This window comes from Kluyvera chengduensis, from assembly GCF_044197065.1.
Classification (GTDB): Bacteria; Pseudomonadota; Gammaproteobacteria; order Enterobacterales; family Enterobacteriaceae; genus Kluyvera; species Kluyvera ascorbata_C.
Genome location: NZ_JBIQOI010000012.1, coordinates 56,267 through 81,650, shown reverse-complemented (window position 1 = coordinate 81,650; position 25,384 = coordinate 56,267). Strand labels below are relative to the sequence as shown.

The window sequence follows — 25,384 nt, the reverse complement described above, 5'->3', positions numbered from 1 at the left end:
GGTGCAGCCGAGCGAACTGTCTTCAGAAGGCCAAAGATTATGCAACCCACACAGGATATTCTCGCTGAAGAAGTTCCCGTTGCGCTGGTCTACAACGGCATTTCTCACGTCGTGATGATGGCGACGCCGAAAGACCTCGAAGCCTTTGCCGTTGGCTTTTCGCTGTCTGAAGGCATTATTGAACATCCACGTGAAATATTCGGCATGGACGTGGTGCCGGCCTGCAACGGCATGGAAGTCAGAATTGAGCTCTCCAGCCGCCGCTTTATGGGGTTAAAAGAGCGCCGTCGTGCGCTTGCCGGGCGAACCGGGTGTGGCGTTTGCGGCGTTGAGCAACTCAATGATATTGGCAAACCAGTCCAGCCGCTGCCTTTCAGCCAGACCTTTGATCTGGCCCATCTTGACCATGCGCTAAGGCATTTAAACGATGTTCAACCGGTTGGCCGTGAAACGGGATGCACCCACGCGGCAGCCTGGGTTATGCCATCGGGTGAGCTGGTGGGCGGGCATGAAGATGTGGGTCGTCACGTGGCGCTGGATAAACTGCTAGGCCATCGTGCGCAGGAAGGGTCGCGCTGGCAGCTGGGGGCGGCGCTGGTTTCTAGCCGTGCCAGCTATGAGATGGTGCAGAAATCGGCCATGTGCGGCGTCGAGATTTTATTTGCGGTCTCCGCTGCCACCACATTGGCGGTAGAAGTTGCCGAGCGCTGCAATCTGACGCTGGTGGGCTTTTGCAAACCAGGCAGAGCGACAATCTATACCCATCCACAGCGTCTTATCGGTGAGTAATTGATGTTCAATTAATTTGAATGATGCAAACAAATCCTTCCGCTTTTCGTTGAACGATGTGAGGGCTATTATTTATCACATCAAGGCGACACGCCTTATCCAAACAACTAATTGAAAGGGTTTACATCATGAAAAGCATCAAAACTTTTGTCGCAGTTATCGCACTCGCCGCTTCTTTCGGTACTTTCGCTGCTCAGACCGTGACCGCAACCGCCTCTACAATGGACGGTGCAGAAGCGAAAATCGCTGCTCAGGCACAGGCTGCTGGCGCATCGTCTTATAAAATTACCGAAGCATTTACCGGTAACCGCGTGCACATGACCGCTGAACTGAACAAATAAGCGATAAGCACCTGTCGAAAGAGCGCCCTTGGGGCGCTTTTTTCGTTTCTGGGGTTCTGCCGCCGGAGCCGGAGAAACTTGCGTCACCTCTCAGCTTTTTCACGAGTGATAAGATCCAGATCAATCTGTCCGACGGACTGAATCAGATATTTTTATAGGCCGATACGACACTGCGGACCCGATGGGTCAGATGTGCTTTACGTACTGGCGATATTCCGTTCTACGCCCGACAGTTTTCCGAGCTCTTTCCCGTGGTAAATAATGGAAATTAACATGGAGTGTTTATGTACAATAACAATAAAGTTATCAGTTACCTACAAGCCAACAAAATTCTTGCACTGAAGCTCGATCATGCTGTTTCAGCCGTAGGCGAACAGGTCAGAAACCAGGTTGATATATTAGGGAAAGGGACGACCCGCTTGCTGTATTACACGTCCTGTTTTACCGATGAGTATAACGATGTTTGCCAGCAGCAAAAGACAGAAGATCTGCGTTTTAGAAATGCAGTTATTCGCATTATTCAGCATGGTGATGTTGTCTATGAGATGCTTCGAATTTACTTTGAGGAAATATTCAAATACAAAACTAATGCTCAGTTAGAGTGTATTAAAAAATCGCTTATGGCAGTGAATATCCATATAGCTGCTAGCACTCTTACAGGTGCAGGGTACGCTTTAGCTGTTGCTACCAGCGTTCGTGTTGGATTAAATTTAAGTATACAACTCAGTGCCCTAACGGGACGTGCCGCGGGTACCGTCGCTGGGGTTGTTGCTACATATGGCCTGGTTCAGAAAGCGGCGGATAGCGCTCATCGTTTACACTTCCAATATCCAGCTTATTATTCAGTGCTTTACATGCAACAACTAGAAATGATGTATTTCCTGATTGAACCGACATTCGAGCATGCAGGTGCACTAGAAGCACAATGGTCGTCTGATTCCAATATAGTAAACATCATCACCCGGATGATCCGATAATCATGATTCACTCACTAAAGAAATTTCTACTGTGGCAGCTCAGGTTTTTATCATCACTTTACGGCCCTGTGATTCTCACGGTTATTTTTGCGTTGCTTCAGGGGTATTTTTTTCCTGATAGTCCTATCTGGCCTATAGGATTATTCGCCATTGTTATGATTTTTATTTTTACACGTTACTGTAAATGGTGATGGCGTGAATATCTCAGCTATTTAAATCATCATCGATAAGGTCCAGGTTGTATTATATGATAGAACCATTGTTTGAGCGAATTGAGGCGTTTAAATTACAATTGTATCGGATGATGAATTTATAATCATTATTACCAGGATGATTAGGTCGTTATTATGAATATTATTAAAAGATAGCATTATCTTCATTTTATATATAAGGAAATTATATGTCTACCCCCGCACACTTATGGCTTGAAGATGAAAATGGTTCGCCTATTGTGGGCAGTTGTCTAATACCACTTCGTCTTGGATCTATAGAGTTAAAATCATTTTCTCACGGTGTCACTATCCCGGTAGATCCAAACAGGGGAAAGCTGACAGGAACGCGCGTTCATCGCCCTATCACAGTAGTGAAGGAATTTGACCAAACGACACCTATTCTGTATCGCGCCGTATGCGAAGGCCGAACGCTGAAGAAAGCAACAATCAAGATGTATCGAATACTGGAGTCGGGCATCGAGTCTGAATATTTCAATATCATCCTGGACAATGTCAAACTCACGACGGTTTCCCCATATCTTGCTCCTAATGGCATGAGCAGCACCCATCTTGAAACGCTTGAATTGCGTTATGAGGCAATTACCTGGAAGTATACGGAGGGTAATATTATTTATCGTGATGTATGGAACGATAGTTGTTGCGCCTGATGACAAAGGCACCATGACACTAATGAGGTAAGAAAATAGCAAAGCCGATGCATCTGGGGGCCGTGTACTGTGTCGATCAGCAGGCTCAGCCCGACATCGGAGAGGTCTGCGACTGGGTTGATGCGTAGGTGCGATAGTGGTGTAAAATTAATCAATTTATTTGATTGATAACAACAAATCCTTCCGCTTTTCGTTGAACGATGTGAGGGCTATTATTTATCACATCAAGGCGACACGCCTTATCCAAACAACTAATTGAAAGGGTTTACATCATGAAAAGCATCAAAACTTTTGTCGCAGTTATCGCACTCGCCGCTTCTTTCGGTACTTTCGCTGCTCAGACCGTGACCGCAACCGCCTCTACCATTGACGGTGCAGAAGCGAAAATTGCCGCCCAGGCTGAACAAGCGGGTGCAAGCTCTTACAAAATTACTCAGGCTTATTCCGGTAACCGCGTGCACATGACCGCTGAACTGAATAAATAAGCTGCGAATCACCGTCGAAAGAGCGCCCTTGGGGCGCTTTTTTTGTTTTTAAGCGGTAGGTCGGATAAGCGAAGCGTCATCCGGCAGAACCCGCGCAAGTTACCTGATGGCGGCGTAAATACCTTATCTGACCTATCGTTTCTCTCCGCAGGCCAGCGCCTGACTATATAAATCCTCTGAAGGGCATCATTTATAAACGTGTTGAAATCTCATGTTGAAGTGGTTCACCTTTCAACCAGCGCTGGAATTCATCCAGTACGCAGTGAACCAAACGTCGGGTCTCATTATTCAGTGCCCCGGCAATATGGCTGGTTAACTGCACGTTAGGAAGTGTATATAACGATGATGTTGCATCGGGTGGTTCAGGTTTGGTGACATCCAGAATAGCGGTCAGATCGGGGCGTTCTTCCAGTATGTTGATGAGGTCTTTTTCGTTTACCTGCATGCCTCTCCCGGTATTAATAAATACGGCCCCAGTACGCATTCTTTGAAAAAGATTTCTATCAATAATACCTATGTTATCAGCGCGGTTAGGTAAATGGTTACTGATAACCCACGCACTTGAGAAGGCATCTTCCAAAGAAAGCGTTCGTTTATCCGGCCTTGATGGAATCACCACCACATCAAGGGCGAACGGGTGTAATAAAGTTTGCAAAGCCTGAGAGATCGCGCCTGCACCAAGTAGCGCGACCCGTTCTTGATAATTTCCGGGCGCGGAATGCTGATTCGCCAGCACTGAAAATTGTTCCGGGCAAGTGTATTCCCGCAGATTACGGTAATAGCCCTTACAACCTAATAAGATCTGTGCGAGACAAAATTCAGCGACAGGAACAGCATTTGCTCGCCATGCACTGACAATTTTTATCTTACGAGCAAGATAGGGAGCCGAGAAGTAATCCGTTGCACCCGCAGCATAAAAAACAACCTTCAGGCGAGATAAGTTATCCAGCTGTGCTTCACTTAAGGTGAACATGCCCCAGGTTGAAAATATGAACTCAATATCTTTTAGCGCCGATAGGTGCTGGTTGATATTTTCCGGGGTAATGAGTACAGGATAGAGATTGCAGCGAGAAGCAATGTCGGTGAGATGAATTGATTGAAAAACCTGATGAAATTTCTCAGGCTGACAAGAAAACAACGCGGCATGCCAGACCATAAATACTCCATGACAGGCCCCCTTGTTTAGAAGGGAGCCTGGTAAGGGTTAAATAATCCCAACGCCCGCAGCAGCGAAACCGAAAACAATCAGCATGATGAGCACTTTATTGGGGCTCACTTTTTTGTTCAGCAGCTTCAGGCAGCCCAACACCAGCAGCAGCGGAATCAGCCCGACGCAGATTTTGTCGAGGATCTCCTGCAATACGAATGGCTGCCCGGCGATAGTGGTTTTAAAGGTGGTGGTAAACTTCACCATGCTGGCGCTCATTGCGCCCACCATCATCAGGCCCATCATGGCCGAGGCTTTGGTGATACAGGAAAGCAAGCCAGACTGCGTCGCTTCGGCGATGTACTTCGAACCCAGCCGATAGCCCATGACCCCACCGTAGTAGCGCAGCAGTAAGCTTGGGATGTTGTAAATCAGCAGGAACAGCAGCGGCCCCAACGGGTTCCCCTGTGATGCGAGGCCGATAGCAATCCCCGTTGCAATGATGCGCAGCACGCCATAGAAGAAGGAATCGCCGACGCCCGCAAACGGCCCCATCAAGGCCACTTTGATACCGTTAATACTGGAGGTATCAAAATCCGGATTGGCGGCGTTCTCTTTTTCCATTGAAAGCGTCAGGCCCATAATGAACGGTGCCAGATGCTGGTTGGTATTGAAGAACTGGCTGTTGCGTTTGAGCGACTCAACGTAGCCGTGCGGGTTGCCGGTATAGATCTTCTTGAGCAGCGGCGCCAGGATCCAGCCGTAGCTCAGCCCTTCCATACGGGTGAAGTTCATGGAGCCCAGCAGTTGGAACTGGCGGAAAAACAGCTGGCGGAACATCTTTTTCTCGCTCTTGCTGTCGTCGACTGCGCTTACCGCGCTGTTGTGGATATCAGTCATTGAAGAACCCATCCTTATCGTCAACCGACGCGCTTGCGGCAGTAGTGGCTTGTTTATTGGCTTTCAACTGGTTGAATTCGTTGAAGCAGAGATAAACGGCAACGGAAGCGGCGATAATCGCGATGCCCATAATCGGCAGTTGCAGATAAGCCGCCATGGCGAAGCCAATAAAGAAGAAGGCCGCGATATTTCGGTTCCACAGCGCCTTGAGCAAAATGGCAAAGCCCAGAGCGGGAAGAATGCCGCCTACCGCCGTCATACCGCGCATAACGGTATCCGGAATACTTTCCACCAGGCTGCGGATCACATCGGTACCAAACAGAATGCCGAAGAAGGCCAGTACCGCAAACGGCACGCCGTAGAACATCGTCATTCCGAGCGTGATACCGAGCGCGGTGCGGTCGCGCCCCTCTTCAAGCAAAGCGTCATATTTCTCAACCAGCGCGGTATAAACCAGCTTCAGCACCTGGTAAACAAAGACCGCCAGCAGGCTGATCGGCAGCGCTAATGCCACCGCAACCGCAGGTTCAGCGTGGGTGAGAATGGTGAACGCGGTAGCCAGAACTGAACCCACCGCCAGGTCGGCAGGCACCGAGCCGCCGATGGTGATGGTGCCGAGAAAAATCAGCTCAAGCGTAGCGCCGATGATAATTCCCTGCTGAAAATCGCCCAGCACGAAACCGACCATCGCGCCGCAGATTAGCGGGCGTTCAATCAGCGGCTGGCCGAGCGTATGGTCAGCGAACTTGGCGATATACATCACCAGCGCGACAAGCAGTGCAGACGTTAACATAGCGACCTCGCTTAGCTAGCAGCGTTATCCAGCATCTCAATCAGGTTTTTCACCGGATGAGAGGGCAGTACCTGGTATTCCACCTTCACGCCGCGCGCGGCGATGGCATGAAAATCAGCCACGTCTTCCGGTGTCACGTACACGGTGTCGCTAATGCGTTTTTTCGCTGCTAGATTGTCGGTGATACGCCCAAAGTTGGCGACGTTCAGGGTTTTGATGCCGTCAGCCTGTTCAACGAGGCGACGCGCATCGGCGGCATTGTTGACGATCACCATAATTTTCATCGCCTCGGAGCGCGGGTCGTTGAGAATATCGCCCGCGTCTTTGACTGCCATGATCGCGCACTTCGCGGTATCAGGAGCCGCCATGCGCAGCGACATCTTCTGCACTTCGTTATTCACGATCTGATCGTTGGCGACCAGAATACGGTTAACACCGAGATGTTTGGTCCAGACCACGGCAACCTGGCCGTGAATCAGGCGATCGTCAATTCGTACTAAAGAAATCATGTGTAGCTCCAGTTAGCAAAAGTAGGGGGTCCAGACGCGGGAAAGGCGAACCAGGGCTTCGAAATAGAAATAATCGCCCCAGAGGTTAGGTTCGTTAATGCCCATGTTGCGGCCAAAGTTATAAACACCTTCACGCAGCAGGCCGTCCTGCGTGTGGGCAAAATAGCGCTCGCGCAAATTGCGCATCATCAGTTCGATGGCGTTACCGTAAGCGGGGCGTAGCGGGTCGGTTAACGGCAGCAGAGTAAGCAGCTCCGCCAGGCCGCAGGCGGCAACGGCGGCAGCGGAGGTATCTCGCGGCGCGTTATCCTGCGGCGTGAAAATCAGATCCCAATAGCAGACGAAATCTTCCGGCAGACGGTTGAGGTAATAGTGCGCCAGTTTACGCGCTAGCTCCGGCTGTGCAGTATCGCCGGTATGGCGGAAGCCCAGCGCAAAGCCGTAAATCCCCCACGCCTGACCGCGCGCCCAGCACGAGCTGTCGCTAAAGCCCTGATGAGTATCGCCGCGCAGCGGTTGGCCGCTGTGCACATCCATATAGAAAGTGTGGAAGCTGGAAGCATCTTCTCGCACCAGATAACGCGCGGCCTGCGCCAGGTGACGCGTCGCGGCTTCCCACCACGCGACGTTGCCCGTCTCATTGGCGGCCCAGAACAGCAGCGGCACGTTGAGGTTGCAGTCGATGATCATGCGTCCCTGGCGCGCCGGGTCGTTGAGATCGCCCCAGGCCTGGATCACGCCCGCCGTTTCGTTAAAGCGGCGATACAGCAGCTCTGCGGCGCGTAGCGCCAGACCGCGGGCGCGAAGGTTGCCGGTGAGCTTCCAGGCGTTGACGCAGGAGAGCAGATAGAGAAAGCCCAGGTCGTGAGTGTCGACTTTAATCTGCTTATCAAGACGCTCTTCAAAACTGTCGAGCAGCCCTTCCGCCGCCGTGCGGTATTTGTCATCGCCGGTCACTTCCCAGGCCAGCCACAGCATCCCGGTCCAGAATCCTTCGGTCCAATCGACCTTTTCTACCGCCGGGTAGCGGCCATCCGTTGCGCTGGCCGCCGGAAAGGTAGCGGTAAAGCGCGGCAGCATGGCATCAACTTTGGCGAGCACCTCGTGAAGCGCTCCGTTCAGCCAGCGCGAATCTAAGCCCGGCTGCGGCGTAAGGTAGCGGCGATCGAGGGTTTCCAGCGCAACGTTCATGGCTGTGTCTCCGTGGCAAAAAAGTCGTCGATATCATCATCAGCAGCGGGCTGGGTGGCCTGGCGAGCGGCGAGAATTTCCGGCTGCACGTTCATGTACTGCATCGCGCCGTTGGCGGCGGCAATGGCGTCTTCAAGACGTGATGGGGTATCCGCATGCTCGGAGAGGCAAAACTCCATCAGCATAATCAGATTGGCGCCGCTAATAACCTGAACATGCGGATATTTCACCAGCAGCTGTACGGCGGTGTTGTTGACGCTGCCGCCGGGCATATCGGTAAACAGCACCAGCTCTTTTTGCTGGCCGAGGGTCTGTTGGGCGAGGGCCTCAAAGCGCACCGCCAGTTCGGCCGTGGAGCCAATCTCGCCGCAGTAGGCGCAGATGGGCGTGACGCCGTGATCGTCACCAACCAGCAGGTTCAGCGCTGAAATAATCCCTTCCGCATAGCGACCGTGGGTTGCGATGTACATCTCTCGCATGTCGAATTCCTTCATTTTTTTTCGGTATCTGTTGAAGATGTTGCAACCGCCGTGCCATATTTTTATCTATATGATTTAATAGATAAAAAAATTAGTGTCCAGCGGTGTTGGTGGTGTTGATAGCGGCAATAATGGGAGTGTCGAAGCGTCTGCCAGCCTGCGCTGGCAGAACGTTTAGTTGAGCGAGTCGGGCGCAATCCACGGTTCCATGATTTCATAAATCATCAGGACTTCGGTGAGCGGCAGGGTGATGTTGTACTTACGGTTGAGCGCCTGGAAGAAGGTGTCGTGCACGGCGACAAAGGCCTGCTGCTCAAGCGTCAGTTCCGCCTCTTCACGATGGCGCACACCGTTGTTGACCATCACCCGTTCAATCATCAGCGCGATGTGCATAAACAGGTTAATGCGCAGGTAGCTTTCAAAATGAATTTTGTAGAACGCCTCATACTGTTTAATCACGGCTTCTACTTCATCGATAATCACTACCGGGTTGAGGAAGTTCAGGCGGCTGGCGACGCCCTCGACGGTAAACAGCTTCACCACCTCTTCGACCATGGGTTCTAACCCGCCTTCCATCAGCAAGCCGTTGAAGTAGTCTCGTTTAAGCACCTGGGCTTTTTCTTTGATCAGCTGTTCGACGCTGATGAGAGGGATATAACCCGCTTCCAGATCGGTGGTCGTGATGATAAGCCGCGTGCCGTTGAGCGCCGGGTCTGCGCGGGCGATTTTCCACTTCAGGTCGTCATATTCCATGGTGAGGATGTCGATCTCTTCCTGCGGCAGGTAGCGCTGGACGATGTCTTTCAGCTTGCGGGAAATGCCTTCACCGGAGATGCAGGAAATGATGATCTTATTACCAGGCAACATCCCCGCGTAGTAGCGCGTTTCCACCTCATAAGCGCCCTTAGCGCTTTCGATAATTGCCTCCATCGGCAGCTTATCCTGGATTTTTCCCGCAATATCCAGCGCCATGGCGGTACTGACGTTGTTAATGACCAGCAGCTCGCCGTGCAGATGCAGCTTAATCTCTTCGTAGATCTCCTTGAGCGAGCCCATGTCGACCAGGATGATTAGCCCGGCCCCCTGCTTAAGGCGCGATAGATGCGCAATCAGCAAATCGATAATTTCGCGGGTGGAAGTGGCGTTCGGCATATCGAAGGCTTTGAAGTAGTAACCGCCGGTAAGCTGGTTCGCGATACCGGCGATACTGGAGGCGGTCGAACGTCCGTGGGAGACGATAATCCCCTGAATTGGTGAATCTTCACCTGCCAACGAATGGAAAGCGCAGCTCAGCAGAGGCAGCAGCAGCGGCAAAGGCGCGTGGTTCACATGCCTCGCCAGCAAAGCCATACACTCTTCGGCCAGCAGGCGCGCCTTCCCGGAAACATAGTCAGCGATGGCCTGGAGCTCATCAATTTGCTCAGCGTGCTGAGGGGCATGCAAGGCGTAGGTCAGGCACAGCCAGACTGCTTTGCGGATCTCCTGCCCGCAGGCCACGCCGGTCAGGTTCTCCAGCTCATTCACGGCGTGCATGGTGTTTTGCCAGATGTAGCCGCTGTAGAGCGCCTCCTGCGAGACGATGCCGTTCACCGTCGTGAGCAGATGTTCGATTTTGCGATTGAGCAGCATCACGTTGCCGCTGTGGCAAAACTCGCGAAAAATGACTTCGTCATGCATGGCTTTAGGCAGCAGGGCGTGGGCATTCAGGTTGTCTCCCGGCTTGCTGGCCGAAATCACCAGCGTCTCCCCGCCAGGGTGCGCGCCGTGGAGCGTGATGGCGTCGGCGTCGCGGTTATCGCTCCAGGCGCTGGCGCACATGACTTTGATCTGGTTTTTCAGCTCGCCGATATTCCCCCGCACGGGTGAAGTAACGAGCTGGTGCATGAGCTGAGTATCCAGGTGGATATCTCGCCGTAGGCTCATCGCTTCCTGATGCAGGAACAGATTCACCTGCGCCACCCGCTCGGTCAGTGGGCGGGAGATAAAATTGGGCAGCGTCACGCGCACCGGAATACGGCGGCGGAAGGTATTGAGCAGCACCGTTTCGATATTTTCGGTGGTGGCGAAGATAAATCGTAGTGAAGCAGGGTGGCGCGTGCGGTTATCGCCCAGGCGGTAGAAATAGCCTTTATCCATAAACAGGAACAATTTTTCCTGGTTCTCTGCGGACAGTCGGTGCACTTCATCCAGGAATAGAAAACCGCCGTCAGCATCATCAAATGCACCACGCTTGTCGCGGTCGGCCCCGGTGAAGGCACCGCGCGTATAACCAAACAGGGTGGCGGACAGCAGTTCGGGATTGTTGGCGTAGTCGGCGCAGTTCAGCTCTACAAAAGGTTTATTCGCGGCGATAACCCCGCGATCCAGGGCGTATTGGTAAATGAGCGAAGCGAGATGGCTCTTCCCCACGCCACTTTCGCCAGAAAGCAGGATTGGCAACCCTTCACCAGGGTAGTCTACCGCCGAGCGGCATAGCGCGACGGCTTCTGCCAGGCTACCTTCGGCACCGGTCAAATTCATAAAGGCATCGGCCAGTTTCGACACTAACCTGGACGGCAGTACCCTTTGGCCCTCGTTGTGCTGCACATGAAAGCGAACCGGGCGCGTGTTTTCCTTACTCAAACGACCGTCGTCGCATAGCCTGTTCAGATAATGGCTAATGACGCTACGGTTAACCTGCATAAAGTCGGCGCAGTCCTGGGCCGTGAATCCTGAAGGGCTTTCCGCATAGTGCGTGAGTATTTTGTGGAATAATTTTTCTTTTGCTGACAGCGCCATTTTTCAATGTCCTGCATAGAGTAGAAAATAGCGTCGAAAATAATTGGACACTAGACACTAATGTTTTTATTAGACACTCGATACTCTCCTCGCTTATATAGCAAAGTGAAACCCTGTTTTACCTGGAATGTGATCGCGATCGACCGATGATTTTCTTACAGAAATCTATAGGTGGACGGGGAAATAATGAGTTGAAAATGAAATGTCAAAAAAATTGAATTAGTTGAGCAAATTACTCTGCTTTTAGTTGATGGGTATGTGGCCTATTATTTATCACATCAAGGCAACATGCCTTATACAAACAACTAAGTTAAAGGGTATATATCATGAAAAGCATCAAAACTTTTGTCGCAGTTATCGCTCTCGCCGCTTCTTTCGGTACTTTCGCCGCTCAGACCGTGACCGCAACCGCCTCTACTATTGACGGCGCAGAAGCGAAAATTGCCGCCCAGGCTGAACAAGCGGGTGCAAGCTCTTACAAAATTACCCAGGCTTATTCCGGTAACCGCGTGCATATGACCGCTGAACTGACCAAATAAGCTATCAGCTACTGTCGAAAGAGCGCCCTCGGGGCGCTTTTTTCGTTTTAGCGGTAGGCTGGATAAGGCGACTACGCTGGCATCTGGCAATCTGCGCGAATTCTGCCGGATGGCGCTTTGCCTATCCGGACGACTTTAGTTGATACCTGCCAGACGCAGCAGCGCGGTCGCGACCGCGGCGGCAATAATCACCACGATAAGCGGCGCTTTGCGCCAGGCCAGAAATACCGCAAAACCTACCCCCAGCAGACGCGCCGCGCCGGCGAAATGCTCACCCTCATAAAAGGTCGTCGCCAGCGCAACGGAAAAGAGCAGCACCGTGGCGGCATCGGAAAGCAGCGCCTGCGAGCGCTCGGAAAAGGCCAGACGATTCCCCAGCTTCGCGCCGCCAAGACGCATTAGATAGGTCCCTACGGAAAGAATGGCGATTCCGGTGATAAACAGCGTCATGTTACCCATTATTTTTTCCTCGCCAGCAGGCCAAACAGTGAAAGCAGAACCGGCAGCCCGACCGGAGCGAAGGGTACAGCGGCGAGCGACAGCGCTGCGCCGCTGCAGGCGCGAATTAGCGTGGTGCGATTTTTAAAGGCCGGGATCACCAGCGCCAGCAGGATGGCCGGGAATACGGCATCCAGCCCGATGGTTTCTGGTGCGGGCAATAATCGTCCTACCGCTGCGCCAAACAGTGCCCCGAGCGGCCAGAAGAGTGCGACGCCAATACCGCAGAGCCAGAATGCGGCCTTGCGCTGTTCGGGCGTGGGTTGCGATAAGCCAAAGACCACGCTTTCGTCGTTCATGATATGGCAGCCAATAAAGCTGGCGGCGCGTTTGCCCACCAGGTCGCGCACCGTTACGCCGAAAGGAATATGACGAGCGTTGACTAACAAGCCCGCCGCCGCAGCCGCTAGCGGGTTGCCACCGCTGGCAACAATCCCGATAAACATAAATTCTGACGCCCCCGCGAGGACGGAAACCGAGAGTAGCAGCGGCACCCACAGTGGGAAGCCGTACGCCATTGCCAGCGAACCATAAGAGACGCCGACCACGCCGACAGCGAGACACACAAGAAAAACGGCCTTAATCGTGCTGCCTTTCAGGCAGGAGAACATTTTTAATGACATCGAAATTTACCATATCGAACGATATATCCATTATAATGAACGAATCAGTGTGGTAGTTCAAGATGAACGTTTCGTTCGATAAATAAAACGATGGAGTTGTGTATGACACAGCCAATCAGCGTGATCGCGCAAAGCCTGGTGCGTGAGCGCGCAAGGACCGGATTATCTCTGGCCGAAATTGCCCGTCGCGCCGGTATTGCCAAATCAACGCTTTCGCAGCTGGAGGCCGGGAACGGTAACCCTAGCCTGGAAACCCTATGGGCACTTTGTGTCGCGCTGGATATTCCTTTTGCGCGTTTGCTTGAGCCGCAGCCCAATAAAACCCAGGTGATCCGCCGGGGCGAGGGGACGAAGGTGATTGCCGAGCAGGCCAACTATCAGGCCACGCTGCTCGCAACCTGTCCACCGGGCGCGCGTCGTGATATCTATTTGCTGACTACACAGCCCGGTGCAGACCGTATTTCACATCCGCACCCGCCGGGCTCTATCGAGCACATTATTATTACGCAGGGGCGAGCACTGGTTGGCCTGACTGCTGCGCCGGAAGAACTGAATGCGGGTGATTACATCTGCTATCCCGCCGATGAGCCGCATCTTTTTAAAGCGCTGGAACCTGATACGCTGGCGATTCTGGTCGCCGAGCAGAATTGATCGTCGATACGCACAGTTATACAAATAACCGTGCGTATTTTTATATCCATAGTTATTTTTAATATTATATTTTCATGCCTGATTTAGGAATATATAAATATTCTATTGAAAGCGAGTGAGACAATGTTTTTCTCATTCGACATGTTATCTCGCTCACGATATTAAGATCGTGCCTGTTTACCGGCTAAAATATATTAGCTAGTGTCTCTGTGCTTGTTATGGATTGTGTCTGTGCGTAACTGGCGATTTCTACCGGCAAATGAATATTAAAAAATACATTCATGGCTGTTATAAAAATACCAAAATTCAAATAGTGAATTTGGCGTTATTCTTTATTTCAAGGAAAGCAAATAATGAAGAAATCGACACTCTCTCTGGCGATTGGATTATTGCTGGTGGCCAATACCGGCATTGCGAAAACAACGAATATGACGTTAGAGCAAAGGCTGGCGCAGTTAGAATCACGTCTGGAAGCAGCAGAAGGCCGTGCAGCGAAAGCGGAGCAGCAGGTAGAAACGCTGAGAGTTCAGCAGGCAGCTGAAATTAAAGAGATTAAGGCCGCACAGGGGAATACGCCGGTGAACAGTGAGGCTTCCGCCGAAGAGACTCACATCAACGCCAATAAAGCTAATCTCATTCTGTCCGGTTATGGTGACCTGAAAATTTACGGTGACGTCGAATTTAATATGGATGGGGAAAGTAAGCATGGCTTACTCGCCATGACCAATCCCAACTACGACGGCGACCCAAGCAATGAAAAATGGGACGTTAACGGACGTATATTGCTCGGTTTTGATGGTATGCGTAAGCTGAATAACGGCTATTTTGCCGGGTTCTCCGCGCAGCCGCTGGGCGATCTCTCTGGGACGGTAAATATTGATGATGCGGCGTTCTTCTTTGGTAAAGAGGATGACTGGAAAATTAAAGTAGGCCGTTTTGAAGCCTACGATATGTTCCCATTAAATCAGGATACGTTTGTTGAGCATTCCGGTAATACTGCCAACGATCTCTATGATGACGGCAGCGGCTATATCTATATGATGAAAGAAGGTCGCGGTCGTTCTGACTCTGGCGGCAACTTCCTGATGAGTAAGCAAATAGACGACTGGTATTTCGAATTAAACACCCTGCTGGAAGATGGTACGTCGCTTTACAACGATGGCGATTATCATGGCCGTAGCATGGAGCAGCAGAAGAACGTGGCCTATCTGCGTCCGGTCATTGCCTGGTCACCAACGGATGAATTTACCGTGTCGGCGGCGATGGAAAGCAACGTCGTCAACAATGCGTACGGCTATACCAACAAGAAAGGCGAGTTTGTCGACCAGTCCGATCGCACCGGTTATGGCATGACCATGACGTGGAACGGGCTGAAGAACGATCCGGATAATGGCGTAGTGGTTAACCTGAATACCGCCTATCTGGATGCGAACAACGAACAAGACTTTACCGCGGCGGCAAACGTGCTGTGGAAACGCTTCGAGTTGGGCTACATCTACGCGCACAACAAGATTGATGATTACTCCGGTGTGGTCTGCGACAACGACTGCTGGATCAACGATGAAGGCACCTACGATATCCACACCATTCATGCGTCCTACCAGTTTGCTAACGTGATGGATATGCAGAACTTTAATATCTATCTCGGGACTTATTACTCGATCCTGAACAGCGATGGCGACGGTTATCACGGCGATGGTTCTGACGATCGCTACGGCGCGCGCGTTCGCTTTAAATACTACTTCTAAAAAATAAAGGCCTCTGGAAACAGAGGCCTTTTTCTTGTTATTGTGTGGGCTCGGTGCTTAATCCCGGCGTCGCTTCGCTCGGCCGGGCTACGAGATGACTCTTGTAGGCCTGATAAGCGCAGCGCCATCAGGCAATTCGGCGCTTATGCCAGGTAAAACACCTCTTTAAGCTCAGCGCTAACCGGGCTGTTATCCGGGTTGGACGGCATCACGTCGGTCATATACTTCCACCAACGCTGGCACACCTCGGTGTTCGCCACCGCGTTCCAGCGCTCTTCGGACTCAATCTCCACGGTTGCAAACAGCAGATGACGTTCTTTATCGAGATAAATGGCGTAATGGTGCGCGCCGTGTGCTTTCAGCACGGCTTCCAGCTCCGGCCAGATTGGGTTGTGGCGGCGCTGGTACTCTTCGTGTGCGTTGGCGTTCACCTGCATCACAAAGGCTTTACGGATCATAATGCCTCCAGGTACAGCTCACGAACCTCTTCGCGGCTGGCGGTGCGTGGGTTGCAAGGCGCGCATGGGTCGGCCAGCGCTTTATCCAGCCAGCCTTCAATATCGGCTTTGGTCACACCAAGCTTGCTGAACCCTTCAGGAATGCCCACGCGAGCGCTGAGTTTACGGATGGCGTTGATTGCCTCCATGCTCGCCGCTTCATCGCTCATGTTGCGGGTATCCACACCCATCGCCTGCGCCACGCGGGCAAAGCGCGCTACGGCGTTCGGACGGTTAAAGTTCTCGATGATAGGCAGCAGGATGGCGTTGCACACGCCGTGCGGCAGGTTGTGCGTGGCGCCCGGCTGATGCGCCAGCGCGTGGACTAACCCGAGACCGGCGCTGTTAAACGCCATGCCTGCCAGATACTGGCCAAACGCCATCTGCTCGCGCGCTTCCAGGTTGTGACCCTCGTCGACGGCTTTCGGCAGCCACAGGGTGATCAAACGGATAGCTTCCAGCGCGTTGGCGTCGGTCAGCGGGTGCGCGCCGACGGAAACGTACGCTTCCACCGCGTGGGTCAGCGCGTCCATACCGGTGGCGGCGGTGACGGATGCCGGAATATCGAGCATCACGCTGGCATCGTCCACGGCGATATCCGGGATGATGTTCGAGTCGATAATCACCTCTTTGACCTGACGCGCGGAGTCGATAATGACCGCGTTGCTGGTCATCTCCGCCGCGGTACCGGCGGTGGTGTTAATCGCCACCAGGTGCACACCGGCGTTCAGCACTTTGCCGACGCCGGAGTACGCGGTTGAAGGACCCGGGTTGGCGGTCAGAATTTTAATCGCTTTCGCGGTATCAATCGGGCTGCCGCCGCCGAAGGCAATAATGTAATCACATTCATTGTCCTGATAAGCGGCGTAGCCTTGTTGTACCAGTTCTTCCGTTGGGTTTGGGAAAACCTCGTCGAACAGGTGATAAGACATTTTATGTTCGTCCAGCGCGGTGAACAGGCTCTCCAGCAGACCCATTTTCACCAGTTGACCGTCGGTGACGATCAGCGCTTTTCCCCATTGCTTACCGGCAACCAGGTTGACCATATCGCCAATGGCGCCCGCGCCGTGCAGGCTGATTTTTGGCAGTGCTAACATAAAACTCATGGTGTTTCTCCTTAAATACCTAACTTATGAAATCCTGTTTTCCCCTCATCCTGTGGGGTGAGGGGCATCTTTAAATTCGTCTTCGTTGCATCACCCGGCGAACAATAATCGGCAGTGAAATCACCACGATCAGCATCGCGCCGATGATGATGGACATGACGATGCCGGGGACGTTAAGCAGGCTTAGCCCGAAGGTGACCAGCCCCATCAGAAAGGCGGCGATAATCACGCCGACCATGCTGCCGGAGCCGCCAAGAATGTTGATGCCGCCGAGTACCGCCATGGTCACCACCGCCAGCTCCCAGCCCATCGCAATGGTTGGTCGGGTACTGCCGAGGCGCGAGGTCAGCAGCACCGCCGCCAGGCCAGACATCAGCCCGACCAGCGCGAACAGCAGCAGGTTGTGGCGCTTGACGTTAATCCCTGAATACCATGCGCCGGTGGGGTTATTGCCGATGGCGTAAGTGCGGCGACCAAAGTTGGTTTTGTGCAGCAGAAAGGCAAATGCGGCGGCGAGCACGATAAACAGCGCAAACTCAAACGACAGTGCGCCCCACACGTAGCCCTGGCCGAACCAGGCGAAGCTCTCCGGGTATTTGTTCAGCGCCTGATCGCCGAGCAGAATGTAGGTAATGCCGCGATACAGGCTCATCGTGCCGATGGTGATAACGATGGAAGAGAGGTTAAAGCGCGTCACCAGCAGCCCGTTAAACAGCCCGCACAGCAGACCGACCCCCAGCCCCACGCAGACCAGCAGCGGTGTGTCCATTCCCGCGGCGGCGCAAAAGCCCATCAGCGTAGAACTCAGCGCGATGGTCGACGCCACCGACAGGTCAATTTCCCGGGCGATAATCAGCATCGCCATCGGCAGTACGATGATCGCTTTCTCGGTGAAGTTGAAAGTGGCGTCCGACAGGTTCCAGATATTGAGGAAGTAGGGCGAAGCCAGCGCGTTGCCGACAAACACCAGCAGCGTGACCGCCAGTAAAAAGCCTTCCCAGCACACCAGCCGCTGGAAGAACGACGGCGCAGCGATTTCCGTTTTAATCTCGTCCGGCATCATTATTTTGCTCATGAGCGCACCGCCTGTTTCTGTCGGGCCAGCGCGGCATCGCGCAGGATAAGCCGTCCTTTGCGTTTATTGCCGCGTTCGTTCAGCAGGACGGCAATCACAATGACCGCGCCGGAAATCGCCATCTGCCAGAACGGCGAAATGCCGATCACCGGCAGGGCGTTGTTGATGATGCCGAGGAACAGCGCGCCGCACAGGCATCCCACCACGCGTCCGGTGCCGCCCATGGTGCTGATGCCGCCGATGACGCAGGCCGCTACCACCTGAAGTTCGAAGCCGTTCGCCACATCGACGTAGGCCACGGCAAAGCGCGAAATCCACAAATAGCCGCAGAATCCGGCCAGCGCGCCGGAGAGGCAGAAGCTGACGAACTGCATTTTTCCGGCGTTAATCCCGGTGTAGTAAGCGGCGGTCGCGTTGCCCCCGGCGGTGTACAGCGCCCGTCCGGTACGGCTAAAGCGCAGGAAATAACCAACCAGCAGCAGCGCGGCCACGGCACACCAGCTCAATACCGGCAGACCCAGCAGCGAGGTGCGCGGCAGGCCGAGGAAATCGGCGCTCATCTGGTGCGAGTTAATCCAGCCGCCGTCGGAGAGCAGGAAGATAATCCCGCGGTAGATGCTCATGGTACCAAGCGTCACCACAATCGCCGGAATACCGAGCTTCCACACCAGCAGGCCGTTAATCATCCCCATCACCAGCCCCAGCACCGTCGCCAGCAGCAGCAGCGCCCAAACCGGCACGTCAGGATAGTGGAAGTTAAGCAGCGCGACGATCATCCCGGTGAGCGCCAGGTTGGCGGCCATCGACAGGTCGATGCCTTTGGTCAGCAGCACCATCATCTGCCCCAGCGCGAGGATGATTAAGATGGCGGTATCGTTGAACATCTCCACCAGGTTGCCCGGCGAAACGAACGACGGCACGCGGCTGCCGATGGCACCGATCATCAAAATAATGACCGCAGCGAGCAGCGCTTCGCGGTGTTTAAATAAGGATTGCCACATTTATGCTGCCTCCTTCCCCGCACCGCTGGCGGCGCTGACGATGGTCTCCGCGGTAGCTTCACCGGCCTGATATTCCGCGACCATCAGCCCTTCATGCATCACGATAATGCGGTCGGCCATGCCCATTACTTCCGGCAGTTCCGACGACACCATAATCACCGCCAGCCCCTGGGCAACCAGCTCGGACATAAACTGATGCACGGCGGCTTTTGAGCCGATATCGATGCCTTTAGTGGGTTCATCCAGAATGATCACGTCCGGATGTGTCGCCAGCCATTTGCCGATCACCACTTTCTGCTGGTTACCGCCGGAGAGCGTCTCCACCGGCTGCCGCCAGCTAAAGGCTTTCACCTGCAGGCGGCGGGCATATTCGTCGGCAAGCTGCCATTCGCGGGCGTCGTTGAGCACGCCGCGCGGGTTGAGTTTGCTCAGCTGCGGCAGGCTGATGTTCTGGGCAATCGGCAGTTCGATAATCGCCCCCTGCTTTTGCCGCTCTTCCGGCACGCAGACGATCCCGGCATTGATGGCATCGGCAGGCTGGCGAAAATGTACCGCTTTGCCGTTCAGGCGTATCTCTCCGGAAGAGGGGTGTGACACGCCGGAAAGCGCCTGCATCAGCTCGGTACGCCCGGCACCGACCAGGCCGTAGAAGCCGAGAATTTCCCCTTTACGCAGGGTGAAATCGATATGGGCAAATTCGGTCGGGTGGCAAAGATCTTTGACCTCCAGCACCACGCTGCCTTTTTCGCACGCCACTTTCGGGTAGGTTTGCGTGATCGCGCGGCCCACCATCATGGCGACCATCCGCTCTTCGGTTATCTCATTGATTGCGCCGGAGCCTACGTATACGCCGTCACGCAAGATGGTGTAGTGATCCGCGAGCTCAAAAATTTCATCAAATTTGTGCGAGATAAACAGGATGGCTTTGCCTTCCAGCTTTAAACGCTCAACGATTTGATAAAACTCCAGAATTTCGTGCTGAGAAAGGGCGGCGGTGGGTTCATCGAGGATCACCACCTGCGCCTCAAACGACAGCGCGCGCGCAATCGCCACCATGTGGCGCTGGGCTATGCTGAGGGTTTTTAAGATGGCGCGCGGGTCAATCTGCACGTCGAGGCGGGTGAGAATTTCCCGCGCTTTCTGGTGCATCGCAGGCCAGTCGAGCTTTTTCAGCCAGCCCTTGTAGAGGTACTGGCCGACAAAAATATTTTCGGTGACCGATAGCTCATCGAACAGCACGGTTTCCTGATGAATGGCGGTGATCCCCACCCGGTGCGCGGAGTCCGGCGTGGGCAGGGTAATGGGAATCGCTTTATAGAGAATCTCGCCCTCTTCGGGCTGATAAATACCGGTCATCACTTTGACCAGCGTGGACTTGCCCGCGCCGTTTTCACCGATTAATGCGGTGACCTTACCGGGCCAGAGATCGAGCTGCACGTTTTCAAGCGCGCGCACGCCGGGGAAGACTTTGGTGATCCCCTTAAGCTGCAGCAAAGGTGTAGCCATGATAAGTCTCCATCATTGGGGTTGTAGGCCGGATAAGCGATAGCGCCATCCGGCAAAACGGCGGGTGGCGCTATCGCTTACCCGCCCTACAAAACGCATCAGAAGATTTTCGAGAACTTATCAATGTTGCTGGCATCGTAGACGAACGGCTCGGACATCGCGCCGTTGCCGTCAGCATCGAGCTTCACTTTGCCCAGTTTGCCCATGCTGGCTTCGGTTTTGGTTGCCGTGCCTTTTACCAGGTCATCGGCAAGGTAGGTCGCGGCATAGCCCAAATCGATTGGGTTCCAGATGGCGAAGCTTTTGCTCGCGCCGGCCATTTCAGACGGCAGCCCCAGCCCGGTGACGTAAACCTTGCCAATTTTGCCCTGATCCTTCACCGCCTGCGCCGCGGCGACAATGCCGACGGAAGACGGAGAGACAATCACTTTCAGGTCCGGGTAAGACTTCAGCAGCCCGACCGCTTCGCGGTAGCTCTTATCCGACAGGTCGTCGCCGTAGGCCACGGTCACCAGGTTGATGGACGGATAGTTCGGCAGCACCTTTTTCATCTCGCCAATCCAGATGTTCTGGTTGGTGGAGGTTGGGGTCGCGCTCAGAATGGCGACGTCGCCTTTCTCTACGTTCAGCGCTTTCAGCGCATCGGCGGCAAGCTTGACGTTGGTTTCGCCAATCAGCTGATTATTCGAGGGGTTCAGGTGAATTTGACGGCCGCCGGCGGCAACGCCGGAATCCCATGACACGACCTTAATGCCGCGCTGCATGGCTTTTTTCAGCACCGGCACCACCGCATCGGGATCGTTAGCGGAAATGGCGATCGCATCGACGCCCAGGGCGATCAACCCGTTAAGCACTTCGATCTGCGCTTCAGCCGTGGTGGTAGTGGGGCCGGTATAAATGACTTTTACATCGCCTAACTCTTTGGCCGCCTCCTGTGCGCCAACGTTCGCGGCTTCGAAGAAGCCATTGCCTAATGACTTCGCCACAAGGGCAATTTTCACTTCAGCTAAAGCGGAACCGGACAACGCCAGGGCGGCAACGGTGAGGATGAAGCTTGCTTTTATTTTCATTGCTTGTACTCCACGGTTTTGAGTTAGTTGGTTTGCAGGTAACAGAATTTTTCCCCTGCGGATCGTTGCCCGCAGGGGTTATGCGATGTTCTTACTTGTACAGATTTAATGCGCTGGCCATCGGGGTCACGCCAAAGCGCTGGCCGAGGGCAATCAGTTCTTGCTGCGTGATGGTCTGCTTCATGCCGCCCATCGAGTACACCTTAACCAGCACTTCTGCCGATTTTTCGGCGGTATCAATCAGACCAAAGGTTTCGTCGAGCGTAGGGCCGCTGCCGAAGACGCCGTGGAACGGCCACAGCACCAGGGAGTGCTGCTGCATTTCGACGGCGGTTGCCTGGCCGATTTCATCGGTACCCGGCACCATCCACGGCAGAATGCCGACGCCGTCCGGGAAGACCACCAGACACTCGGTGCTGCCTTCCCACAGTTTGCGGGTAATCAGCGCGGAGTCGTTTTCCAGTACGTAGGTCAGCGCGATCAGGTTGGTCGCGTGGCAGTGCATGATGACGCGGTCTTTACCGCCGGTCAGTTTGATACGTTCGCAGTGTGACAGGAAATGTGCCGGCAGTTCGGAGGTTGGTACGGCTTCGTGAGTCAGCCCCCACAAAATATGGTAGCCCGCGCCGTCGCTATCGACTTTCACTACGCCGAGGTTGGCGGCCGGGTCGAGCTGCACGTTACGGAAGAATTTGCCGGAGCCGGTGACGATAAACGGCGTATTTGCCAGCATTGGCATCGGCTGGCTCAGGGCGATATAGCGCGGTTTGGCGTGGAAATCGGCGGTGAACGGCGCGATATCCGCGTCGTCCAGGCGCAGCGTCAGGTTGCCGCCGTTGCGTTCGTCCCAGCCTTTTAACCAGGCGTCAGAGGTGGCTTTAATCATGCCCTGGACGAACCAGGAATCGGTAATGGTCTGCATAGTCTTGTTGTCCTGTATACTTTGATGCCCGATGACGCTGCGCTTATCGGGCCTACAATGGCTGTTGTTTCGTAGGCCGGATAAGGCAAAGCCGCCATCCGGCAATCGCACTCGATTATTTACGCTTGTTCAGAATCTCTTTCTCGTAGCTGCGTACGCTCTCCAGCCACTGGCTGCCCGCTGGCGTATCGTTACGCTGGCAGTACATTTCCCATACTGCCTGCCATGGCAGGCATTTCTGCTCTTCCAGCAGCGCCAGACGGGCGGTGTAGTCACCGTCAACTTCCAGCTGACGCAGCTGCTCGGTTGGCTCCAGCAGCGCGCGCAGCAGGGCTTTTTTCATGTTGCGGGTACCGATAACCCACGCCGCGATGCGGTTGATGGAGGCGTCAAAGAAATCGAGGCCGATGTGCACACGGTCAAACAGGTCGTGGCGGATGATTTCGCTCGCGATAGCCTGGGTTTCGTCATCCAGTAGCACCACGTGGTCGCTGTCCCAACGTACCGGGCGGCTTACGTGCAGCAGCAGGCGCGGCACGTACAGCATGGCGGCGGAGATTTTGTCGGAGATAACTTCGGTTGGGTGGAAGTGACCGGCATCCAGGCACAGCGCGGTCTGGCGGCTGGTGGCGTAGCCCATATAGAACTCGTTGGAGCCGACGGTATAGCTCTCTGCGCCAATGCCGAACAGCTTGCTCTCGACGGCATCGATGTGATGCGCCGGGTCCAGTTTTTCGCTGATGACTTCATCCAGCGCGGCGGCCAGACGCTGGCGCGGCGCTAAACGGTCCACGGTGACGTCTTTCATGCCGTCAGGGATCCAGATGTTCATCACCGAAGGCGTCCCCAACTGCTCGCCAAAGTAGGCGGAAACGCGACGGCTGGCCTTGCAGTGGTCAATCCAGAACTGGCGAATTTTCGGGTCGGCGTGGGACAGCGTAAAACCGTCGGCGCTCAGCGGATGTGAGAAGCAGGATGGGTTAAAATCGAGGCCCAGCTTGTGTTTCTTCGCCCACTCAACCCAGTTTTTGAAGTGCTCAGGTTTGATCTCGTCGCGCGCCACCGGGGTGTCAGACTCCAGATAGATAGCGTGCAGGTTCAGACGTTTTGGCCCAGGGATCAGGCTCAGCGCCTGCTCCAGGTCGGCGCGCAGCTCGGTCGCGTTACGCGCTTTACCCGGGTAGTTACCGGTCGCCTGAATGCCACCCGTTAAACTGCCTTCTGGATTTTCAAAACCCGCGACGTCATCGCCCTGCCAGCAGTGCATCGAAACCGGTAAGCGGTCCAACTGGCGTAACGCCTCTTCGACATCGATACCTACAGCGGAATAGCGCTGTTTCGCGAGTTCCCAGGCTTGTTCAAGTTGAGTGGTCATGCGCAAAGCTCCTTTGTCTGTCGTTGTTGCTGAAACTGCGCAACGTAGCGGGCAATTTCATGGTCTGGATTCGGGGTGAATGTGGTGAGGCTGTAGTTACCGGTCACCACCTTGCGGAAATCGTCAACGTTAGTGAGTTCGTCCAGCGTCATCAGCTGGATGCCGATGTTGCCGAGGGTTGAGGCTTCAATCGGGCCCGCGACCACGGTGATGCCGCAGGCATCGGCGCACAGCTGGTTCAGCATCTGGTTCTGGCAGCCGCCGCCCACGATGTGCAGTTGGCTGAACGGTTTGCCGCGAAGCTGCGCCAACTCGTTGAGCACGTCGGCGTACAGCAATGCCAGGCTGTCGAAGATGCAGCGTGCCAGTTCTGCAGGCGTGGTCGGAACGGGCTGCGCCGTTTCGCGGCAGGCGGCCTGAATCTCGGCGCTCATGTTTTCCGGGTTGATGAAGCGGTCTTCGTTCGGATTAATCAGATAGCGGCAGGCTGGCAGTGCTTGCGTTTCGGCAATGAGATCGGGCAGGTTGCCAACCTTTTGTTCTTTCAGGACGCGCTGTAGCAGCCACAGGCCCATAATGTTTTTCAGCACCCGGTAGCGCCCTTCCGCGCCACCTTCATTGGTGATGTTGGCGCGCTGCGCCATTTCGCTGGTGTACGGGGTTTTGCTTTCAAAGCCCATCAGCGACCAGGTGCCGGAAGAGAGATAGGCGGCATCGTGGCCTGCCAGCGGTGAGGCAATCACGGCGCTGGCTGTATCGTGGCTGGCGACGGCAACCACCGGGATTTTATTACCCAGCGGGCAGATCCAGTGACCGATCACATTGCCGGGGTGGGTCGGTGTACCGAACCACTCGCGCGGCGCGCCGGTCCAGTTCAGCAGGTCTTCATCCCAGTTATCGCTATCGATGTTGACCAATTGCGTGGTGGTGGCGTTGGTGTATTCCCAGTTCATGTTTCCGGTCAGACGGAAGCTAAGGTAGTCCGGGATCAACAATGCATGAGCCGCTTTGCTGACCAGCTCTGGCTGTTGTTCAACCAGCGCCCGTAGCTGGTAGAGCGTGTTGAACGGCAGGAACTGAATGCCGCTACGACGATAGATCTCACTTTTACCCAGCTGTTCCATTGCCATGGCCATGACGCCGTCGGTTCGGCTATCGCGATAGGCCACCGGCAGGCCAACGCGCTGCCCGTGTTTGTCCAACAGGACGTAGTCCACGCCCCAGGTGTCGATACCGATGCTGTCTATCAAAATGCCTTCATCGCACACCTTGTTGAGGCCGATGCGGATTTCAGCTTCCAGCGCGTCGATATCCCAGGTATCGAAACCTTCCCGCTTATGCAGGCTGTTCACGAAACGGTGAATTTCGCGCAGTGAAAGCGAACGCTGTTCGGCATCAAAGCGCGCCAGCATTACGCGTCCGCTAGAGGCGCCTAAATCGACGGCCACACAATGGCGAAAAGTCATGGCAAGAGTCCTTCTATGAGTCATTGCGAGACAGTCTA

Annotated in this window: 26 protein-coding genes; 8 read left to right on the top strand and 18 right to left on the bottom strand. The window is 54.3% G+C overall.

Features of this window, described 5'->3' with window-relative positions; translation table 11 throughout:
• The first annotated feature begins 39 nt into the window (after positions 1–39).
• From fdhD to ACH1XZ_RS21310, 5 genes are all read left to right on the top strand, one after another.
• Complete coding sequence (gene fdhD, locus ACH1XZ_RS21330) at positions 40–789, top strand: formate dehydrogenase accessory sulfurtransferase FdhD (protein WP_395597080.1); 750 nt, start codon at positions 40–42, stop codon at positions 787–789.
• Positions 790–917: 128 nt separating this feature from the next.
• Positions 918–1,130 (top strand): YdgH/BhsA/McbA-like domain containing protein, encoded by a 213-nt coding sequence (locus tag ACH1XZ_RS21325; protein ID WP_333497139.1) that lies wholly within the window; start codon positions 918–920, stop codon positions 1,128–1,130.
• A 284-nt stretch (positions 1,131–1,414) separates the two neighbouring features.
• Positions 1,415–2,107, top strand: a complete 693-nt coding sequence (locus ACH1XZ_RS21320) for a hypothetical protein (RefSeq protein WP_395597079.1) — start codon at positions 1,415–1,417, stop codon at positions 2,105–2,107.
• A gap of 400 nt (positions 2,108–2,507) precedes the next feature.
• A complete protein-coding gene (locus tag ACH1XZ_RS21315; RefSeq protein WP_395597078.1) occupies positions 2,508–2,987 on the top strand; it encodes an Hcp family type VI secretion system effector in 480 nt (159 codons plus the stop codon).
• 272 nt (positions 2,988–3,259) lie between these two features.
• Entirely contained in the window at positions 3,260–3,472 is a 213-nt protein-coding gene (locus ACH1XZ_RS21310; RefSeq protein ID WP_035892326.1) for a YdgH/BhsA/McbA family protein, read from the top strand.
• Positions 3,473–3,662: 190 nt separating this feature from the next.
• Here the strand turns inward: ACH1XZ_RS21310 and ACH1XZ_RS21305 are convergent, their stop codons facing one another.
• The 7 genes from ACH1XZ_RS21305 to ACH1XZ_RS21275 form a co-directional block, all read right to left on the bottom strand.
• Positions 3,663–4,628 carry an NAD(P)-dependent oxidoreductase gene (locus tag ACH1XZ_RS21305; RefSeq protein WP_395597077.1) on the bottom strand — a complete coding sequence of 322 codons (966 nt, stop codon included), beginning with the start codon at positions 4,626–4,628 and terminating at the stop codon, positions 3,663–3,665.
• A 48-nt stretch (positions 4,629–4,676) separates the two neighbouring features.
• Complete coding sequence (locus ACH1XZ_RS21300; protein ID WP_395597076.1) at positions 4,677–5,519, bottom strand: PTS system mannose/fructose/sorbose family transporter subunit IID; 843 nt, start codon at positions 5,517–5,519, stop codon at positions 4,677–4,679.
• Positions 5,512–6,312 (bottom strand): PTS mannose/fructose/sorbose/N-acetylgalactosamine transporter subunit IIC, encoded by an 801-nt coding sequence (locus ACH1XZ_RS21295; RefSeq protein ID WP_395597075.1) that lies wholly within the window; start codon positions 6,310–6,312, stop codon positions 5,512–5,514. The genes ACH1XZ_RS21300 and ACH1XZ_RS21295 overlap by 8 nt, the downstream gene beginning before the upstream one ends.
• 11 nt (positions 6,313–6,323) lie before the next feature.
• Positions 6,324–6,821: a PTS system mannose/fructose/N-acetylgalactosamine-transporter subunit IIB gene (locus ACH1XZ_RS21290; RefSeq protein WP_333499954.1), complete on the bottom strand. Its 498-nt coding sequence runs from the start codon at positions 6,819–6,821 to the stop codon at positions 6,324–6,326.
• Between the two features lie 12 nt (positions 6,822–6,833).
• The gene (locus ACH1XZ_RS21285) at positions 6,834–8,012 is read right to left on the bottom strand and encodes a glycoside hydrolase family 88 protein (protein WP_395597074.1); all 1,179 of its coding nucleotides are present in this window, start codon (positions 8,010–8,012) and stop codon (positions 6,834–6,836) included.
• Complete coding sequence (locus tag ACH1XZ_RS21280) at positions 8,009–8,491, bottom strand: PTS sugar transporter subunit IIA (protein ID WP_395597073.1); 483 nt, start codon at positions 8,489–8,491, stop codon at positions 8,009–8,011. Before ACH1XZ_RS21280 ends, ACH1XZ_RS21285 begins: the two co-directional genes overlap by 4 nt.
• Positions 8,492–8,665: 174 nt before the next feature.
• Positions 8,666–11,269, bottom strand: coding sequence for a sigma 54-interacting transcriptional regulator (locus ACH1XZ_RS21275; RefSeq protein ID WP_395597072.1), 2,604 nt, complete (start codon positions 11,267–11,269; stop codon positions 8,666–8,668).
• Between the two features lie 326 nt (positions 11,270–11,595).
• Here ACH1XZ_RS21275 and ACH1XZ_RS21270 point away from each other — a divergent pair, with 326 nt between their 5' ends.
• On the top strand, positions 11,596–11,808 hold the full coding sequence (locus ACH1XZ_RS21270) for a YdgH/BhsA/McbA family protein (RefSeq protein ID WP_395597071.1): 213 nt from the start codon (positions 11,596–11,598) through the stop codon (positions 11,806–11,808).
• A gap of 135 nt (positions 11,809–11,943) precedes the next feature.
• On the opposite strand, the gene ACH1XZ_RS21265 is transcribed toward ACH1XZ_RS21270, so the two are convergent.
• Entirely contained in the window at positions 11,944–12,267 is a 324-nt protein-coding gene (locus ACH1XZ_RS21265) for an AzlD domain-containing protein (protein ID WP_395597070.1), read from the bottom strand.
• Positions 12,267–12,917: an AzlC family ABC transporter permease gene (locus ACH1XZ_RS21260; protein ID WP_395597095.1), complete on the bottom strand. Its 651-nt coding sequence runs from the start codon at positions 12,915–12,917 to the stop codon at positions 12,267–12,269. Before ACH1XZ_RS21260 ends, ACH1XZ_RS21265 begins: the two co-directional genes overlap by 1 nt.
• Positions 12,918–13,031: 114 nt before the next feature.
• On the opposite strand from ACH1XZ_RS21260, the gene ACH1XZ_RS21255 reads away from it, so the two are divergent.
• Positions 13,032–13,580, top strand: a complete 549-nt coding sequence (locus ACH1XZ_RS21255) for a helix-turn-helix domain-containing protein (RefSeq protein WP_395597069.1) — start codon at positions 13,032–13,034, stop codon at positions 13,578–13,580.
• A gap of 353 nt (positions 13,581–13,933) precedes the next feature.
• On the top strand, positions 13,934–15,328 hold the full coding sequence (locus ACH1XZ_RS21250; RefSeq protein ID WP_395597068.1) for a carbohydrate porin: 1,395 nt from the start codon (positions 13,934–13,936) through the stop codon (positions 15,326–15,328).
• A gap of 143 nt (positions 15,329–15,471) precedes the next feature.
• On the opposite strand, the gene rhaM is transcribed toward ACH1XZ_RS21250, so the two are convergent.
• From rhaM to rhaB, 9 genes are all read right to left on the bottom strand, one after another.
• On the bottom strand, positions 15,472–15,786 hold the full coding sequence (rhaM, locus tag ACH1XZ_RS21245) for an L-rhamnose mutarotase (protein ID WP_395597067.1): 315 nt from the start codon (positions 15,784–15,786) through the stop codon (positions 15,472–15,474).
• Entirely contained in the window at positions 15,783–16,931 is a 1,149-nt protein-coding gene (gene fucO / locus ACH1XZ_RS21240; RefSeq protein ID WP_395597066.1) for a lactaldehyde reductase, read from the bottom strand. The genes rhaM and fucO overlap by 4 nt, the downstream gene beginning before the upstream one ends.
• 70 nt (positions 16,932–17,001) lie before the next feature.
• A complete protein-coding gene (locus tag ACH1XZ_RS21235) occupies positions 17,002–18,006 on the bottom strand; it encodes an ABC transporter permease (protein WP_395597065.1) in 1,005 nt (334 codons plus the stop codon).
• Positions 18,003–19,007 (bottom strand): ABC transporter permease, encoded by a 1,005-nt coding sequence (locus ACH1XZ_RS21230; RefSeq protein ID WP_395597064.1) that lies wholly within the window; start codon positions 19,005–19,007, stop codon positions 18,003–18,005. Before ACH1XZ_RS21230 ends, ACH1XZ_RS21235 begins: the two co-directional genes overlap by 4 nt.
• Positions 19,008–20,513 carry a sugar ABC transporter ATP-binding protein gene (locus ACH1XZ_RS21225; RefSeq protein ID WP_395597063.1) on the bottom strand — a complete coding sequence of 502 codons (1,506 nt, stop codon included), beginning with the start codon at positions 20,511–20,513 and terminating at the stop codon, positions 19,008–19,010.
• A 98-nt stretch (positions 20,514–20,611) separates the two neighbouring features.
• Positions 20,612–21,583, bottom strand: a complete 972-nt coding sequence (gene rhaS / locus ACH1XZ_RS21220) for a rhamnose ABC transporter substrate-binding protein (RefSeq protein WP_395597062.1) — start codon at positions 21,581–21,583, stop codon at positions 20,612–20,614.
• Positions 21,584–21,674: 91 nt separating this feature from the next.
• Complete coding sequence (rhaD, locus tag ACH1XZ_RS21215; RefSeq protein WP_395597061.1) at positions 21,675–22,505, bottom strand: rhamnulose-1-phosphate aldolase; 831 nt, start codon at positions 22,503–22,505, stop codon at positions 21,675–21,677.
• A 115-nt stretch (positions 22,506–22,620) separates the two neighbouring features.
• Entirely contained in the window at positions 22,621–23,880 is a 1,260-nt protein-coding gene (gene rhaA / locus ACH1XZ_RS21210; protein WP_395597060.1) for an L-rhamnose isomerase, read from the bottom strand.
• Positions 23,877–25,346, bottom strand: a complete 1,470-nt coding sequence (gene rhaB / locus ACH1XZ_RS21205; RefSeq protein WP_395597059.1) for a rhamnulokinase — start codon at positions 25,344–25,346, stop codon at positions 23,877–23,879. Before rhaB ends, rhaA begins: the two co-directional genes overlap by 4 nt.
• Between the last annotated feature and the right edge of the window lie 38 nt (positions 25,347–25,384).

What these genes read in the sequence shown, in the direction of transcription:
- rhaB (WP_395597059.1), bottom strand. Translation starts at nt 25,346, where the DNA reads ATGACTTTTCGCCATTGTGTGGCCGTCGATTTAGGCGCCTCTAGCGGA.
- ACH1XZ_RS21285 (WP_395597074.1), bottom strand. Translation starts at nt 8,012, where the DNA reads ATGAACGTTGCGCTGGAAACCCTCGATCGCCGCTACCTTACGCCGCAG.
- ACH1XZ_RS21250 (WP_395597068.1), top strand. Translation starts at nt 13,934, where the DNA reads ATGAAGAAATCGACACTCTCTCTGGCGATTGGATTATTGCTGGTGGCC.
- ACH1XZ_RS21225 (WP_395597063.1), bottom strand. Translation starts at nt 20,513, where the DNA reads ATGGCTACACCTTTGCTGCAGCTTAAGGGGATCACCAAAGTCTTCCCC.
- rhaS (WP_395597062.1), bottom strand. Translation starts at nt 21,583, where the DNA reads ATGAAAATAAAAGCAAGCTTCATCCTCACCGTTGCCGCCCTGGCGTTG.
- ACH1XZ_RS21325 (WP_333497139.1), top strand. Translation starts at nt 918, where the DNA reads ATGAAAAGCATCAAAACTTTTGTCGCAGTTATCGCACTCGCCGCTTCT.
- ACH1XZ_RS21305 (WP_395597077.1), bottom strand. Translation starts at nt 4,628, where the DNA reads ATGGTCTGGCATGCCGCGTTGTTTTCTTGTCAGCCTGAGAAATTTCAT.
- ACH1XZ_RS21235 (WP_395597065.1), bottom strand. Translation starts at nt 18,006, where the DNA reads ATGAGCAAAATAATGATGCCGGACGAGATTAAAACGGAAATCGCTGCG.
- fucO (WP_395597066.1), bottom strand. Translation starts at nt 16,931, where the DNA reads ATGAGTTTTATGTTAGCACTGCCAAAAATCAGCCTGCACGGCGCGGGC.
- ACH1XZ_RS21315 (WP_395597078.1), top strand. Translation starts at nt 2,508, where the DNA reads ATGTCTACCCCCGCACACTTATGGCTTGAAGATGAAAATGGTTCGCCT.
- rhaD (WP_395597061.1), bottom strand. Translation starts at nt 22,505, where the DNA reads ATGCAGACCATTACCGATTCCTGGTTCGTCCAGGGCATGATTAAAGCC.
- ACH1XZ_RS21290 (WP_333499954.1), bottom strand. Translation starts at nt 6,821, where the DNA reads ATGATTTCTTTAGTACGAATTGACGATCGCCTGATTCACGGCCAGGTT.
- ACH1XZ_RS21295 (WP_395597075.1), bottom strand. Translation starts at nt 6,312, where the DNA reads ATGTTAACGTCTGCACTGCTTGTCGCGCTGGTGATGTATATCGCCAAG.
- ACH1XZ_RS21260 (WP_395597095.1), bottom strand. Translation starts at nt 12,917, where the DNA reads ATGTTCTCCTGCCTGAAAGGCAGCACGATTAAGGCCGTTTTTCTTGTG.
- ACH1XZ_RS21300 (WP_395597076.1), bottom strand. Translation starts at nt 5,519, where the DNA reads ATGACTGATATCCACAACAGCGCGGTAAGCGCAGTCGACGACAGCAAG.
- ACH1XZ_RS21320 (WP_395597079.1), top strand. Translation starts at nt 1,415, where the DNA reads ATGTACAATAACAATAAAGTTATCAGTTACCTACAAGCCAACAAAATT.
- ACH1XZ_RS21230 (WP_395597064.1), bottom strand. Translation starts at nt 19,007, where the DNA reads ATGTGGCAATCCTTATTTAAACACCGCGAAGCGCTGCTCGCTGCGGTC.
- ACH1XZ_RS21275 (WP_395597072.1), bottom strand. Translation starts at nt 11,269, where the DNA reads ATGGCGCTGTCAGCAAAAGAAAAATTATTCCACAAAATACTCACGCAC.
- ACH1XZ_RS21265 (WP_395597070.1), bottom strand. Translation starts at nt 12,267, where the DNA reads ATGGGTAACATGACGCTGTTTATCACCGGAATCGCCATTCTTTCCGTA.
- rhaA (WP_395597060.1), bottom strand. Translation starts at nt 23,880, where the DNA reads ATGACCACTCAACTTGAACAAGCCTGGGAACTCGCGAAACAGCGCTAT.
- ACH1XZ_RS21280 (WP_395597073.1), bottom strand. Translation starts at nt 8,491, where the DNA reads ATGCGAGAGATGTACATCGCAACCCACGGTCGCTATGCGGAAGGGATT.
- fdhD (WP_395597080.1), top strand. Translation starts at nt 40, where the DNA reads ATGCAACCCACACAGGATATTCTCGCTGAAGAAGTTCCCGTTGCGCTG.
- ACH1XZ_RS21255 (WP_395597069.1), top strand. Translation starts at nt 13,032, where the DNA reads ATGACACAGCCAATCAGCGTGATCGCGCAAAGCCTGGTGCGTGAGCGC.
- ACH1XZ_RS21270 (WP_395597071.1), top strand. Translation starts at nt 11,596, where the DNA reads ATGAAAAGCATCAAAACTTTTGTCGCAGTTATCGCTCTCGCCGCTTCT.
- rhaM (WP_395597067.1), bottom strand. Translation starts at nt 15,786, where the DNA reads ATGATCCGTAAAGCCTTTGTGATGCAGGTGAACGCCAACGCACACGAA.
- ACH1XZ_RS21310 (WP_035892326.1), top strand. Translation starts at nt 3,260, where the DNA reads ATGAAAAGCATCAAAACTTTTGTCGCAGTTATCGCACTCGCCGCTTCT.